Source organism: Virgibacillus oceani (genome assembly GCF_014638995.1).
Lineage (GTDB): Bacteria > Bacillota > Bacilli > Bacillales > Amphibacillaceae > Virgibacillus_E > Virgibacillus_E oceani.
Genome location: NZ_BMFR01000011.1, coordinates 17,927 through 32,814 on the forward strand (window position 1 = coordinate 17,927; position 14,888 = coordinate 32,814).

Consider the following 14,888-nt stretch of genomic DNA (forward strand, 5'->3'; position numbering starts at 1 on the left):
ATTGATAAAACCTCCTTTTCTTAGTCATATCTAATTTGTGGATTAAGAAAGCCATAAATTAAATCTACAATTAGATTTATCAGGATAAATTCCAGTGCAAATAAAAGCATTTCTGCCTGAATAACTGGATAATCACGAAAGGCAACAGAATCAATCAACAATCTTCCAAGACCGGGCCAGCTAAATACAGTTTCAATGACGATAGAACCCCCTAATAAGAAACCAAATTGCAATCCTGTCATCGTTACAACTGGTATCATTGCATTCTTTAACCCATGTCCCCACACAACTTTATGTTCATTTAATCCCTTTGCACGTCCAGTCCTGATGTAGTCGTCTTTGAGAATATCCATAAGGGATGACCTGGAAAACCTTGCCACTACAGCAGCAACTCCTGATCCTAATGTAATCGAAGGAAGAATATAACTTTGCCAGGATTCTAATCCCCCTACAGGCAGCCAACCAAGTTGAACGGCAAACACTTGAATAAGTAACAACCCCATCCAGAAAGAAGGCATTGAAATACCCGAAACCGCTCCAAACATCCCTAAATAATCTTGCCACTTGTTACGTTTAGTTGCGGATATCACCCCAATCAATAAACCTACCATTACTGCCCATATCATGCTCCAAAATGTTAACCAGAAAGTTGGCATGAACCGGGACGCAATCTCATCAAATACCGGTCTGCCTGTTTTAATAGAGGATCCAACATCCCCTTGAAAAATTCCAGAAATAAAGTTGAAATATTGAATATGTATGGGCTGATTGAGTCCTAGCTCTTGGCGTACTACTTCAACATCCTGTAAAGTCGCATCCTGGCCGGCAACCAATCTTGCTGGATCACCCGGTATAAGATGTACAAATAAAAATATAAAAATAGATACAAAAAATAAAATTGGAATAATCCCAATTAATCTTTTAATAACATACCGAAGCATCTAACCCCTCCTTTATTTAAAAAAAGGGCTGAGCGCAGAACACTATAACTACGCCCAGCGCCTATTTTTATTTATTGAACAATTTCTATATTTTCAGCACTTAACGACCCATCAGGCAATAAATATATTCCTTCCAGATAATTTTTCTTTCCATAAATTGTATCGTCAACGGATAAGAAAGCCCATGGTGTTTCCTCCCAAATAATCTTTTGAGCTTCAGCGTATGCCTGCTCTCTTGCTTCTAAATCGGCAGTTGCTAAACCATCGGCAATCAAACTATTTACTTCCTCATTATTGTAATAAGCTGTGTTATATGATTTTGGAGGAAAAGCATTTTCGCCTCCTACAAGCGGGCGAATTCCCCAGTCCGCATCTCCAGTAGATGGTGACCAGCCACCATAGTACATCTCAATCTCAGCATCCTCCGGGTTCTGTACGGACCAAATACTATCTGAAAGTGTACCTGTTTCCATAGGAACAACTTCCGCTTCCACATTAATTTGTGCAAGCTGCTGCTGAATAAATTCCATTCCCTTCAAGGTAGAAGAACTATTTGATCCCCATATAGTTGTTTTAAATCCATCTTCATAACCCGCTTCTGCCAGTAATTCTTTTGCCTTTTCAATGTTGTATTTATAAGGTTCTTGTTTTGAATAAAATTGCGTGTTGGGAGCAATGATTGAATCCATTGGAGTAGCAAAACCTTTCATCACGACTCCAATAAATGCTTCCTTATTAATCGCATAATTTATTGCTTTACGAACTTTGACGTCATTAAAAGGTTCTTTCATATTATTCATAGCTAGGTACCGAACAATAATAGATGGAGCATTTTCTACTATAATACCGTCTTTACCTTTAACACTTTCCGCTTGTTCTGCTGGAACTGGATATATGAAATCCGCTTCACCTGTTTGCAGCATGGCAATACGAGTTCCATTTTCTGGTGTTGGTTTAAATGTAATAGAGTCTACTTCATTTTCTGTTGCATTCCAATAATCTTCATTTTTTGTCACCGTTAAATGATCACCCGGCTGCCAATCCTTAAATACATAAGGGCCTGTACCAACTGGATGCTGTGAAACTTCATCTCCATACTCTTCTAGAGCTTTCGGACTCAACATCATTCCTGCTGGATGTGCAAACGTATTGATCATAGCACCAAAAGGTTCAGATAGTTTTACTTTCACTGTATACTCATCTACGACCACTGTTTCCTCTATAACTTCAAACAAACTAGAGCGTATAAGCGTACTATCTGGATCTGTTAAACGATCAAGGTTAACTTTAACAGCCTCAGCATTAAAAGGTGTACCATCGTGAAATGTTACCCCTTCCTGTAATTTAAATGTAAATTCTGTAGCATCTTTATTAGCTGAATATTCTTTTGCGAGGACTGGAACTACATTCATATCCTTATCAAACCCTACAAGGCCCTGCATCATCGTTTTTTGTGCAGAATAAGAAAGTGTGTCATTCGTATCATGAGGATCCATACTGATAAAATTTGCCGCAACAGCAATGGTTATATCTTTGCCTTCTTTTTTGACAATTTCTTGTTCTGCATCACCATCACTATTAGAATCAGAGTTATTCGTCGTGCTGGAGCATCCTATTAACGCAATGATTAAAACTATAAATAGTGGAACCAACTGACTTTTTCTCACTATTATTCCTCCTCTAAATGAATAAAGATATTAAAATGCTAATGCTTTCTTCAAATGAAATGATGGAATTAATTCACCTATTTCTTCTTTTCTAGCGTTGTATAGTTTCGGATGATGATAGTCTTTTAAACGTACAATTTGGTCATCACTTAACAATCCAAGTTGTATCAACACCTCCATTGCTGCAGGATAGACTGCCCTGCCATTACCATCTGCAACTTTAATTGCAATTCCTAAGCCAGTCTCTTTATCACCAATACAATAGACACCTTCAGCACCAGCCTTACCAATAAATCTTCCTTTCCCGGCTAGCATGAAGTCGGTACAAAAACGATTTGTTCCTCCAACCATTTCAGGAGCGGCTGTCATCGCCTTTGTTATTCGTTCAACTGCAATTCTCCTTTCTTCGTTAAGAGACTTTGGATTGGCCATCTTTGCATATCCATAAGCAATGCGGTCTAATGGCAAAGCATGAACTGGTACCCCGCAGCCATCTATACCCATTTCTATTTCATCAATAGGATAGCTGCACATCTCACTAATAACCTTAAGAATTCTTTGCTGAACTGGATGATCCAATTCATAGTAATTATCCGTTGCTTCACCCATGAATTGGGCAGTTGCTAGCATCCCTGCGTGTTTACCAGAACAGTTATTATATAATGGCGTAACTTCCTCCCCTTGAAGAATAAGGCTTTTATAAGTATCCTGCCATCGGGGTATATGGGTTCCACATCCTAAATAGCTATCATCAAGTCCTATCTTTTCCAAAATTGATAAAACCCTGTTGGTGTGCATGCTTTCTCCATTATGCGAGGCAGTACAAAGTGATAAATCCGCATCACTAAGGTGATAATAATCAACTGCTCCAGTTTCCACTATCGGTATAGCTTGAAATGGCTTCATAGAGGATCTAGCGTAAACCTTTTCTTGAATATTTCCTACTTGATACAAAAGATCTCCTTCAGAATTTACAACTGCTGCGTTAATTTGATGACAGCTTTCTACCCGCTTACCTCTTTGTACTTTAACTAGATTAATATCTTCCACCAATTCTCCCCCTTTCAAATATTTAGATAATTTAGATACATATTAAACCACGTTTCAACCATTTGCAACCTATTTATTTAAAAAAATTATATTTTTTTGCAAATTTTTGCTAAATTAAAGACCATTTGAATACTATTTAAACCTATTTTTAAGGTTTTAAAGAATTTATTTACTGAAAATGCATAAGTTCGCGTTTTAATACATACTGAAAGGGAAAGGTCGAAACATAATATTCCAAAGCTTGTGACGTAAAGTAACCTGTGCAGACAATGCCTTGATGGAGAATTTCTTTGGCATCTTGAAACAGGAAATTTATTATGGAGAAGAATTAGTAAACTACGAAAAACCAAAAAGTAGGATTGTAGAATAGATCCACTGGTACAATCTTGAACGTTCAAAAGAAAAATTGGCTGGATTGAGTCCAGTCGAATACCGAACTAAATCCAGCCAATCAGCTGCATAATAAGAAACTTTAACTTTTTTAGGGGTACCACCGTAAGAGTATCCTCTTACTCACACAGTTTCATTTACAAGTCTTTTTGAAGGTAGCTTCCATGTTTAGTAGTCATGTCTACACTCCCTATTCTAAAAATCCAACAGGAAACAGTACAAGCTCAGGTATATACGAAATTAGTAATAAAATAACAATCAAAATAATTATTTGCGGGAATAGGTATTTGAACATTTTTGGTACTTTGATTTTCGCAATGGATGAAGTTACAAACAAACACACTCCAAGTGGTGGTGTAACCATACCAATTGTTAAGTTCACAGCCATCACAACCCCAAAATGTACCGGATCAATACCTGCTGCTAAAACCAATGGCAGGAACAATGGTGTGAAAATTGAAACGGCACTAATGGTATCGATAAATGTTCCCGCAATTAACAAGATAATATTAATAATGAGCAATAATAGAATCGGATTATCTGAAATGCCCCCCATCATGTCGATAAGCTGGTTAGGAATCTGATTATAAGACAAGAACCAGATAAATAAGGATGCGGTCCCGATTAAGAATACAATTGCAGCAGTTGTTTTTGCTGTACCTAACATAATCGGCCACAAATCTTTTATAGAAATTTCCCGGTAAACAAACATTCCTATAATTAATGCATACACAACAGCGACTACACCAGATTCTGTTGCTGTAAAAATACCTGAAACAATACCACCAATAATGATAACAGGCATAATTAACGCCAAGATTGCATCTTTTGCACCTACAACTATTTCTTTAAAAGTTGCTCGTCTATCACTCGAACGATAGTTATTCTTTTTCCCAACATAATAACTGTAGCCCATTAGTCCAATCCCCATAAGCAGACCGGGTATTACACCTGCAATAAATAAATCGCCAATAGATACACTAGCAATTACACCAAATAAAATCAGGACAATACTTGGAGGAATAATCGGACCGATCGTAGCAGCAGTCGCAACAAGACTGGCTGAAAATCGTACATCATAGCCTTCACGGTTCATTGCTGGAATCATCATACCTCCAATTGCAGCTGCAGCAGCGATTGCTGTACCAGTTAATGCAGAGAAAAATACACTCGCAAGTACCACAACCATAGCAAGTCCACCTGGAAGAGGCCCAACAATGGTCTTGGAAAAATCAATAAGCCTTTTTGAGATACCACCTTTTGTCATAATTTCACCAGCTAATATAAACAGTGGCACTGCAACCAAAGTAAAATTATCAATACCGCTAAATACCTTTCTTGGAACATTTATTAATAAACCTGGGTCCGTTAACATAATTCCAATAATCGATACAAAACCCAATCCAAAGGCAATCGGTACTCGAAATACAATTAATACAAATAATAAAACAACTAACCAAATCATGAGAACACCTTCTTAATATGGAAATACAGCATGAAAAGTCCACTTACAGGCAAAGCAAGGTAAACATAGGCTTTTTTAACTGGTAAAATACCTAATATTTGCCCGGACTCGAAGTTATCCATCACAAGAATAAATCCATAATATACGAGTGCAGCGATCATAACTCCGACCACGATGAATTCTAGTGTTTTCAGTATGACGGAGAATGACTTTGAAATATTATCGTACAAATCTACTGTTAAGTGTTCACTATTTTTGATAGCAAGTGCAGAACCAAATAGAATACTATATACGAAACTAACCATTAATACTTCTTGTGACCAACTAAGCGGTTGTTGTATGACATAGCGAAAAACAACCTGAAGCAATGTGACGACAACTGTAACAGATAAGCAAATTGTCGTTATGATTTCTAACAATTTCCCAAGAAGAGAATCTACTTTACTTAAAACCATCTATACTCACCCTTTCCAAATAAAGTGAAACCTCATTTAATGGGGCTTTCCTCCCTCACCAAATGTTAATTGAACGAATCAGACCATTAAGGGCATCATGAAAGTTCCTTTTATCCTCCTATTTTTAAGGTGGGAATTTCACCGCACGTTAAGACGGGATAAAAATTGTCCCATAGGGCAGAACCCTTATGGGACAACCTCCTATTATTCTGCTTCTTTAATTCTATTAACTAAGTCAGCCGGAACTTCCTCACTTACCGCTTCTTTAACATCTTTTGTTGCTTCACGGAAAGCTTCCCGATCTGGCTCTGTAATCGTTACCCCATTATCTTTCAACGCTTCAATAATTTCTTGTTCCTTATCAGCAAGGTAGTCACGTTGATATTTTTCTGTTTCTTCAACAGCACTTTGAATTGCTTCTTGGTTCTCTTTACTTAAACCTTCCCAAACCCCATTGTTCATCAACACAACGGCTGGGGTATACGTATGTGCTGTTAACGCAACATATTTTTGTACTTCATAAAATTTCATTGAATTTATAGTCGGGAGCGGATTTTCCTGTCCATCTACCACACCCTGGTCTAGGGCTGAATATAACTCATTAAAAGCAACAGGCGTTGGACTTGCACCAAGAGCTTTCATATGTGTTTCCCAAACCGGTGCTGGTTGTACACGAACTTTTAACCCTTCAACATCTTCAGGAGTCATAATTTCTTTTTTGTTATTCGTTAAGTGTCTAAAACCAACTTCCCAATATCCTAATCCTTGCATGCTCTGATCTTTCGCAAGAGCTAACAGGTCATCACCAATTTCCCCATCAAGCACACTATAAACATGTTCTCTATCTTTAAATAAATATGGAATTCCAAATACATTCATTTCCGGGATTGTATTTGCTAGTGCACTATCTGCAGCAACAGTAGTCATATCAACTGAGCCACCCATAACCTGCTCAATAACGTCACCTTCACTTCCTAGTGTTGCGTTTGGATGAATTTCAATCTTTACTTCACCATTTGTCTTCTCTTCAACCAATTCTTTAAACTTTTTAGCTGCAATATGATACTGATGTGTTTCAGAACCCGAATGAGCTAATTTAAGTGTTGTTCCACCATCGCCATTGCTTGAATCAGATCCACAGGCTGCTAACAATAAAAGTAAAACTGTAAATATGCTAAACAATAATGTCTTTTTCATTCTCATAAAAATTACCCCTCTCTATAATTCCTTTTTATATAAATGCGGCACTCTACTTGTAAAAATTGGTACATCTTTTCTAACTTGCTTAACTTTCTCTAGATCAAGCTGGATGGCTAACGTTTCTTCCTTGTCCTCTGACCCTTGCGTTAACACATCTCCCCAAGGGTCAATCACCATTGAATTCCCGCAGAAGCGAACCTTGTCGTAATCTCCAACTCTATTAGATGAAATCACATACATTTGATTCTCAATTGCCCTTGCTAACTGAAGATTTATCCAATGATTTGTTCTTGCATCAGGCCATTCGGCAACAATGTGTAATACCTGCGCCCCTTCGAGTGCCAATGTTCTGATAATTTCAGGAAAACGAAGGTCGTAACAAATGATTAATCCCATTTTTACACCCTCAAGCTCAAATACTTCCGGCACTCGTTGTCCACCTGAGAGATATTTATGTTCATTCAGCATTGGCACAAGATGGACCTTGTCATATTCATAAACTAGATCCCCTGAACGATTAAACACAAACGACGAATTATAAAACTTACCATTAACCTTATTTGCAACAGAGCCACCGATGATGTTTACATTTAATTTCTTGGCTAAATCTTTTAAAAAGCTTTTAGTAGGCTCCCCATCCGTGTCCGCATATTTATCTAATTCATCAAGTGTGTAAGCGGTTGTCCACATTTCAGGCAAAACCACTGTGTCAGGATTGTTTATCTCAATTTCTTTTTCCATCCACTCCTGAACTTTTTGTCTATTTTTTTCTGGATCGCCAGGAAAAATATCCATCTGATAAATTGAATATTTCATTCAAATTCCTCCTATTCCGCTATATTTACAATCTCATATTCTGTTGTAATAGAATCATCTAAGATAGGGTCAGATAAGGTCATTCGAAATGTTGCACCATATTTAAAACCGTCAAGTAATGGGACAGTTCCTGAAAATACGATACTATTTGTAAACGGAACATTTTTCTTTTCAAGGTATCCTTTTATTTCCTCCAGTGTGATAATCGCTGAAATAGGATTTTCTTGATATGCCTCCCATTTTCCATTTACCAGGATTTCTGAAGACAGCACTAATTGGTCCCAATGTTTGATAACTTTATCAATCTTCCATGCTTTGGCGGCAAAAGGCTTGTCACATACTTGCTTCGATTTATTAATATCGACTGTTTCTAATGAACGATCTGTATGGTCACTTCCAACACTTAAATAACATTCCTCTGGTGAATCTCCAAAAATTAAAACAATCTCAGCCTCCCCACTAGTTTGATCCCCAACAACCTCAATATTTCCAGCTTGACTCAAGGTGCTTACACCTACTGGGTAAAGTGCAGGTACTTCATTCGGTTCTGGTACACCAATTTCTGCAAGCTCCTTAATATGCATCCATGTTTGCTCTTTATCCCTGCCTGTGTACCCTATACAGAATGCTTTATTGATTTTTAAATCCTTTGCCTCCCCCTCAACATCCATTTGAAAGGTTAAATTATTTTGTTTTGTTGTCATGATAGAACCTCCTATGTGATAACGCTTACTAAAGTTAAATGAAAAGTTTCTATTCGTCTTTTACTGCGTTTACATTCGCTTTTGTTATCTCCAGATGTTTCCTCATTAAATCTACTGCTTCCTTACCATTATTATTTTCTAGTGCGGTCAATATTTCTTTATGCTCCTGAATTACCTCAATCATTCTTCCCTCTTTCATAAGAGCGCTATGACCTACTAGCCTGGTAAGGTTGTACATTTCTTGTAAAATTTGTTCTAAAAGATTCTGGTTCGAGAATTTCAGGATTTGACGGTGGAATATCTGGTCCAGTTCAATGTATCTCACCCTGTCATCCTTCTTCATTTCCTGTTCTTGTTCGGAAACAATCGCTTGAAGCTCCTGAAGCTGCCCCCTAGTTATTGTTGTTGCAAGTTTTCTAAGACCTTCTGTTTCAATCGATAAGCGCAGGAAAATAATTTGTTCCTTTTCATTTTCTGTAATCTCCCGAACATGGAAACCTTTTCTAGGGATTTGTACTAATAACCCCTCTTTGATTAGATCAGCCACCGCTTCTCTAATCGGTGTACGAGAGGTTTCTAGGGTCTCAGATAACATGGTTTCAGTAAGTATTTCCTTATTACTTATCGATCCAGTCAAAATAGCCTTTTTCAATTCATCGTACACAATTTCTTTTGTTGTTTTCTTTCTTGCAATCGGTTTCATATTTATTTTTTCCATCTCATACCTCACTACATTGTATAATGTATACATCATACAGCATAATTATTAGAATTGTCAATAACAATGGAACAAAGGGTCAGACCCTTTGTCCCAAAAAAAAGCGGGACAAGGGGGTTACAGTCCCCGCGTCCCGCTTTAAAACTAGTATTTTATTTAAATATGCTCTTTCCTTAAAAACTGTGCAATCAAAGACAGACTTTCTTCATTCTGATCTACAAACAAACTATGACTGCTCTTCTCTAAAACATGAAACGAACTATTTGGAATCTGCTGATGGATCGCTTCATTTTCACTAACAGGTGTAATCCAATCATATCTTCCGGCAAGGATTAGTGTCGGAACTTTAATATTCTTTAATTGATCCGTAATATCAAATGATCGCAAAAAACCGCCAAATCCCTGATTCAACGCCTGATACGATCGTTTAACTTTCGCCTTTTTCTTTGAAGAAGGCTTAGCAGATGTTATGGCATAAAGTGAATCCATAACATGGTAGTATTCCTGCAGTTCTTCCTCTGACTGAAAATCACCACTCCACAATTTATTGGCATACTTCTTTTGTTCTTTATTACCATTTTCTTCTACAAACTTTTTTGCTTTTTCAATAAAACGATAGGAAGAAGATGTCGTACATAGTACAAGACCAGAAAGTTTCTCTTGGTATTGCAAGGCATATTGCAGCGCAACCATGCCACCATAGGAATGCCCTAGAATCCAAACTTTTTCCAGTCCAAGATATTCTCGCAGTGCCTCAATATCCGCAACATTTTGTTTCAATGTATATGTTTCCGGATCACCTTCTGCAGAATACCCGCAGCCCCGCATATCTATATAAACGAGCTGCGCCTGTTCCGTTAATGCATCAAGATGCGGTTTAAAGTTTAAATGGGATCCACCTGGCCCTCCGTGTAAAACAAACACAACCGGCTTTTGGATAATATCTCCGTTCCTAATTGTTACACCATCTCCATTAACATCAAAAAATAACTTCGTTTGATTTACAGCTGCATACATACGTGATCATCCTTTACTTTGTGATTTTTGACTTGGCAACAAATATACAATCAGCAGAACGATACCTATAAGTAAGCCAATTATCGTTGCAACGATTAATACCGGCCATATATTTAGGAAATTAGCACCAACCAAAAATGAAATATAACCTACCAATATTACCGTTAAAAAACCCATATCCTTTTGCGTGATCGTATTAAATCTAAATAATTGACCTTTTTCATTGTCTTCTTTTAATGCAAGGCTGCCGATTACAGTTCCTGCTAAGGAAAATAGGATACCAATAATAACAGGATCAACCGTGGTACCCATCACCTGACACCATATTGTCGCTCCTCCTCCAAGCACCATACCAGCAATAGCTCCATTTGAATTCGCTTTGCTCCATAACAATCCTAGTATGATCGGAATAAAAGTAGCTCCAGCAAATATTTTCTGGGTGAAGAGTAAGAGATCCATAATAGATGGTGTTAGGATTGCTGCAATCGTTGAAAATACACCTATTACAACAAGCGTCCACCTTGTTATTAAAATGGTATGCTTTTCATTAATAGGTTTTCCCCTGCGCTTATTGTTTTGTTCATATAAATCTCTGGTAACATGGATTCCAGCACCGAGTAAATTAGAGTCAACCGTAGACATACATGCCCCAAGAATCCCAGTAACAATAAAAATGCCTATCCACGGATTGATTATTTCCATTGCCAGCATTGGAAAAACAGTTTCTGCATTTTCCATACCTGGAATAAGTGCCTTACCAATTCCGCCAACTAAAGCTAATCCAAACGCCATAAATAATGCCACAAACCAAACCATCAATAGGCTTGTTCGTTGAATCGCACTGACACTTTTAGCAGAATACACACGCTGAATTTGTGTTTGACTGATTGTATTTAACGGTAAAAAGGTAATAACCCAAGCCAGGACCATGATAAACGTAACGCTTTCTGTCACACTCATAAACCCATCCCCAAGTACATTCCGCATTGCTTCGTGTCCATTTAGTGTTGCGTCAATCAAAGAACTATCCGGAGATAAAGCTTGTAACCCAAAAACAATTACTAAAACGAGTCCTAACACCATAATAATTGATTGTATCCAATCTGTAATTGCAACACCCATCAACCCTCCAAAGGTTGTATAAACAATTGTCACTACCGACGTTATGATGATTGCTAAATTAGTATCAATTCCCAAAATCGAATTTAGGATAACACCAATTCCCAGAATACTTCCTCCTGCACCGCCAATTAGTGCCACAAGCGAGAATAACGTCGTCATAACTGCTACTATGTTTGAATAACGCAATGCCATCAAATCAGGTAACGTAAAAACTTCATAATGCTGTGAAATTTTACGGATTTTACCCGAAATAAAGAATAGTACAAAGTAAGCAGAACCCGCTGCAACGAGCAGCCATATCATGGAAAATCCATCAGCATAGACCATTCCACTAAATCCCATATATGTGTTGGCACCGACTACTGTAGAAAAAATTGTACTAAAAAGCAGTCCAGAATTCATTTTACCTCCTGCAACATAAAAATCCGCTCTAGTTTGCTGCTTTTTAGACACCATAACCCCTACAAGAACCATTAAAATTAAATAAACAATCGGTATAATGTAGTAATTATTCCATTCCAATTTCATCCCTCCATTATTTGAAAAATTCGTCTTGTTAAAAAATATAATAACAACGATTATATTATTGAAGGTCGAATTTATCAAGATATTGTTTAAATTTATCGGTTTTTGTTAATATTCCGTTATTACTATAAGAAACTATTCACGAAAAAAACTAAACTGTGAAATGAGAGTAGCCCTCTCATTTTCACAGCTCAGTTTACACAGTTTGTTTCGACCACCACTAAAACATTAAGTTCCTCCCCACATCTAAATGGTCAATCCCATGATCTGTTTTTCCATCAACAATAAGATCTGCGGCTATTGATCCAATGATAGGAGCTATTTAATATTTAGGTATTCCCTTCAACAAACTACCTGACATATAAAATCGTTAAAAAAATAGTCTCTTTTCACACTGATTTTAGTCTAAGTTCCTCCCCTTCCGCATGAAATGTTCCGCAGTCCCCGCACCCAAAAATACCCCACACAAAATAAATATAAACCCAATCACATGATTCACTGCAATCTCTTCATTTAAAAAAAAGGAAGCTCCAATAATTGCAAAAAGGGTATTCAAATTAATAAATATCGCTGATTCAGCTGCCCCAGCCTTTTTAATGGCGTAATTATAGGTCATGTGGCCAAATGCCGATGCTAACACTGCACTGAATAAAAAGATTGATCCCAGCTTCCAATCAAACAAATTGGTAATTTCCTTTATTGGCGATCCAAAGGCAAGACTGAACAAAAAGATAAAAATCGATCCAAGCACAAGCATGTAACCGGTTGCCAAACGTGGATCAAATGTTGGTTTTAATTTACTGATTAACACGAAACTAAAGCCTTGTACGACAACACCTAAGAATACAATTAAGTCACCTAATGATACGGCCGCCAATCCATCGGTCCCGGTCAGCGTGGTAATAACAATTCCGATAAAACCTAAAACAAAACCTGCAAACCTTAACAATTGCACACGCTGCCGCAAAAAGATTGCCGCCATCATCATGTTAACAAGCGGCATCATCCCAAGTATTAATCCTGCGTTCAGCCCCGTTGTTCTATCTATCCCGATTGCAACAAGTGAATGATGCAAAATCACATTGAACACAGCTATGTATAAAATGACGAGCCATTCGTGTTTTTGCGGTAGTCTGAATATACCCATCACAAAACAAATTACCAGTACAGCAATACCAGCAGTCAGTATCCGAAACGCTGTCAGAAGCATTGGATCAACAGCATCAACGAGCACCTTTAGCGCAGATACATTAAATCCCCACATGATCATAACCAATAGCAATAGAATGTAAATTTTCATCATAAGCGCATTCCCCTATTAATTATTCTGGTAGTTAATAAACGAGTTCCGCTTCATTTTCCAACGTTTCCTCTTTGAAATAGTCAGTGAAATCAGCTGCCTTTATTCCAACTTACTAGTATCATTACGTATACTCGTGATCCGTATTTTCGTTTGCATCTGCATGTATGTAAACTTTTAAAATCCTTCCACAGACAGCAGAAGGATTAATAAAATTATTGCTGTTATACCAATTGATACCCTTCGATGTTCAAGGCAATTACTTATTTCAACACGAAAAGATATATACCATTTTCGTATATATCCCTTTTACATTCTAAACATTCGACAAAAAAGCAGGTTTTCCTTTAAAACAAGGAACTTTTCGGAAAATATAACTTATCACTTCTTTTCAATCTAATACTTTACCACCCATATCCCCACCTAATTTTTGGAAATACGATCCATTTTTCTGCAAATACGAGCCGATTTTAAAAAATACGATCCGAATCGGGAAAATACGATCCAAATTAAGAAAATACGAGCGGAAATCACCAAAATACGATCCAACCCCTTTTCCGGCAGAATTTCGACTCTCCTGCTCCCGTATCATTCCAATATCGTTCTGGCAATCTTGCCATCCAACGCCTCATAATCATAATAACCAATCATTTCATAGAGCTCTTTACGTGTCTGCATATCGTCAAGAATGCCTTCCTGTGTACCTTTTTCCATAATTTCTTTAAAAACACGTTCATAAGCCTTTGCCGCTGCACGCAATGATGTAACAGGGTAAATGACCATACTGTAACCAAACTGGGAAAATTGTTCCGCTGTGTAATAAGGTGTCTTTCCAAATTCCGTCATGTTTGCCAGCAATGGTGCAGCAACAGCCTGTTTAAATCGCTCAAATTCCATACTGTCTGTGAGCGCCTCTGGAAATATGGCATCGGCTCCCGCTTCGATGTATGCATTCGCCCGCTTAACAGCTGATTCCAGTCCTTCAACTGCATTGGCATCTGTCCGCGCAACAACGACCAAGCTAGGAGCGACTTCCTTTATCGTACGAATTTTTTGTGCCATTTCTTCTGTCGTGACGAGCCTTTTTCCATTTAAGTGCCCACACTTTTTCGGCAGATCCTGATCCTCTATCTGAACGGCAGCAACTCTTGCTTCTACCATCTCCTTTGCTGTTCTCGCAACATTTAGCACACCACCAAATCCGGTATCAATATCGACTAGAAGTGGTGAGTTTGTAGCTCTGACCAACTCCCGGGCACGATCTGCTACCTCCGATGATGTCAGTATTCCTAGATCCGGAAGTCCTTGACTTGCGGTATACGCTCCACCGGATAAATATAGCCCTTTAAAGCCAACACGCTTTGCTATTAGTGCTGCCATTGCATCATGTGTACCAGGAAGCTTGTAAATCGATTCCGCCAACATCAGGTTGCGAAATTCGTCCGACAATTCCTTCTGTGATGACTGCTCACTAATTAACCAACTCAATTCCCATCACCCCTCAATCGGGACAGTTGC

The 14,888-nt window shown here is 37.9% G+C and carries 15 protein-coding genes; 1 reads left to right on the forward strand and 14 read right to left on the reverse strand.

All coding sequences use genetic code 11. The annotated features are described in order from the left end of the window. Positions 1 to 20 precede the first annotated feature (20 nt). The 3 genes from gsiC to IEV74_RS13020 form a co-directional block, all read right to left on the reverse strand. Complete coding sequence (gsiC, locus tag IEV74_RS13010) at positions 21 to 941, reverse strand: glutathione ABC transporter permease GsiC (protein ID WP_188455806.1); 921 nt, start codon at positions 939 to 941, stop codon at positions 21 to 23. A 71-nt stretch (positions 942 to 1,012) separates the two neighbouring features. Next, positions 1,013 to 2,608 carry a glutathione ABC transporter substrate-binding protein gene (locus tag IEV74_RS13015; RefSeq protein WP_188455807.1) on the reverse strand — a complete coding sequence of 532 codons (1,596 nt, stop codon included), beginning with the start codon at positions 2,606 to 2,608 and terminating at the stop codon, positions 1,013 to 1,015. Positions 2,609 to 2,638: 30 nt separating this feature from the next. Beyond that, positions 2,639 to 3,649, reverse strand: coding sequence for an asparaginase (locus tag IEV74_RS13020; protein ID WP_373284352.1), 1,011 nt, complete (start codon positions 3,647 to 3,649; stop codon positions 2,639 to 2,641). 379 nt (positions 3,650 to 4,028) lie between these two features. On the opposite strand from IEV74_RS13020, the gene IEV74_RS20030 reads away from it, so the two are divergent. After that, positions 4,029 to 4,121, forward strand: a complete 93-nt coding sequence (locus tag IEV74_RS20030; RefSeq protein ID WP_188455904.1) for an IS3 family transposase — start codon at positions 4,029 to 4,031, stop codon at positions 4,119 to 4,121. A 117-nt stretch (positions 4,122 to 4,238) separates the two neighbouring features. Here the strand turns inward: IEV74_RS20030 and IEV74_RS13030 are convergent, their stop codons facing one another. The 11 genes from IEV74_RS13030 to prpB form a co-directional block, all read right to left on the reverse strand. Then, the gene (locus tag IEV74_RS13030; RefSeq protein ID WP_188455809.1) at positions 4,239 to 5,513 is read right to left on the reverse strand and encodes a TRAP transporter large permease; all 1,275 of its coding nucleotides are present in this window, start codon (positions 5,511 to 5,513) and stop codon (positions 4,239 to 4,241) included. Further along, the gene (locus IEV74_RS13035; protein ID WP_188455810.1) at positions 5,510 to 5,968 is read right to left on the reverse strand and encodes a TRAP transporter small permease; all 459 of its coding nucleotides are present in this window, start codon (positions 5,966 to 5,968) and stop codon (positions 5,510 to 5,512) included. The genes IEV74_RS13030 and IEV74_RS13035 overlap by 4 nt, the downstream gene beginning before the upstream one ends. Positions 5,969 to 6,172: 204 nt before the next feature. Continuing rightward, on the reverse strand, positions 6,173 to 7,171 hold the full coding sequence (locus tag IEV74_RS13040; RefSeq protein WP_188455811.1) for a TRAP transporter substrate-binding protein: 999 nt from the start codon (positions 7,169 to 7,171) through the stop codon (positions 6,173 to 6,175). 15 nt (positions 7,172 to 7,186) lie between these two features. After that, positions 7,187 to 7,984, reverse strand: a complete 798-nt coding sequence (locus IEV74_RS13045) for a carbon-nitrogen family hydrolase (RefSeq protein WP_188455812.1) — start codon at positions 7,982 to 7,984, stop codon at positions 7,187 to 7,189. Between the two features lie 11 nt (positions 7,985 to 7,995). Continuing rightward, on the reverse strand, positions 7,996 to 8,688 hold the full coding sequence (locus IEV74_RS13050) for a DUF2848 family protein (RefSeq protein WP_229683181.1): 693 nt from the start codon (positions 8,686 to 8,688) through the stop codon (positions 7,996 to 7,998). Positions 8,689 to 8,737: 49 nt separating this feature from the next. Then, on the reverse strand, positions 8,738 to 9,406 hold the full coding sequence (locus IEV74_RS13055) for a GntR family transcriptional regulator (RefSeq protein WP_188455813.1): 669 nt from the start codon (positions 9,404 to 9,406) through the stop codon (positions 8,738 to 8,740). Between the two features lie 156 nt (positions 9,407 to 9,562). After that, positions 9,563 to 10,423, reverse strand: a complete 861-nt coding sequence (locus IEV74_RS13060; RefSeq protein WP_188455814.1) for an alpha/beta fold hydrolase — start codon at positions 10,421 to 10,423, stop codon at positions 9,563 to 9,565. Positions 10,424 to 10,429: 6 nt separating this feature from the next. Further along, positions 10,430 to 12,067 carry a sodium:solute symporter family protein gene (locus IEV74_RS13065; protein WP_229683182.1) on the reverse strand — a complete coding sequence of 546 codons (1,638 nt, stop codon included), beginning with the start codon at positions 12,065 to 12,067 and terminating at the stop codon, positions 10,430 to 10,432. Between the two features lie 403 nt (positions 12,068 to 12,470). Then, positions 12,471 to 13,373, reverse strand: coding sequence for a DMT family transporter (locus tag IEV74_RS13070; RefSeq protein WP_188455816.1), 903 nt, complete (start codon positions 13,371 to 13,373; stop codon positions 12,471 to 12,473). Positions 13,374 to 13,761: 388 nt separating this feature from the next. After that, positions 13,762 to 13,962, reverse strand: coding sequence for a hypothetical protein (locus IEV74_RS13075; RefSeq protein WP_188455817.1), 201 nt, complete (start codon positions 13,960 to 13,962; stop codon positions 13,762 to 13,764). Next, positions 13,959 to 14,858 (reverse strand): methylisocitrate lyase, encoded by a 900-nt coding sequence (prpB, locus tag IEV74_RS13080; RefSeq protein ID WP_188455818.1) that lies wholly within the window; start codon positions 14,856 to 14,858, stop codon positions 13,959 to 13,961. Before prpB ends, IEV74_RS13075 begins: the two co-directional genes overlap by 4 nt. Positions 14,859 to 14,888: the final 30 nt, after the last annotated feature.

Coding starts and splice junctions, on each gene's coding strand:
- gsiC (WP_188455806.1), bottom strand. CDS start 941: ATGCTTCGGTATGTTATTAAAAGATTAATTGGGATTATTCCAATTTTA.
- IEV74_RS13030 (WP_188455809.1), bottom strand. CDS start 5,513: ATGATTTGGTTAGTTGTTTTATTATTTGTATTAATTGTATTTCGAGTA.
- IEV74_RS13035 (WP_188455810.1), bottom strand. CDS start 5,968: ATGGTTTTAAGTAAAGTAGATTCTCTTCTTGGGAAATTGTTAGAAATC.
- IEV74_RS13040 (WP_188455811.1), bottom strand. CDS start 7,171: ATGAGAATGAAAAAGACATTATTGTTTAGCATATTTACAGTTTTACTT.
- IEV74_RS13045 (WP_188455812.1), bottom strand. CDS start 7,984: ATGAAATATTCAATTTATCAGATGGATATTTTTCCTGGCGATCCAGAA.
- IEV74_RS13050 (WP_229683181.1), bottom strand. CDS start 8,688: ATGACAACAAAACAAAATAATTTAACCTTTCAAATGGATGTTGAGGGG.
- IEV74_RS13055 (WP_188455813.1), bottom strand. CDS start 9,406: ATGGAAAAAATAAATATGAAACCGATTGCAAGAAAGAAAACAACAAAA.
- IEV74_RS13060 (WP_188455814.1), bottom strand. CDS start 10,423: ATGTATGCAGCTGTAAATCAAACGAAGTTATTTTTTGATGTTAATGGA.
- IEV74_RS13070 (WP_188455816.1), bottom strand. CDS start 13,373: ATGATGAAAATTTACATTCTATTGCTATTGGTTATGATCATGTGGGGA.
- IEV74_RS13075 (WP_188455817.1), bottom strand. CDS start 13,962: ATGATACGGGAGCAGGAGAGTCGAAATTCTGCCGGAAAAGGGGTTGGA.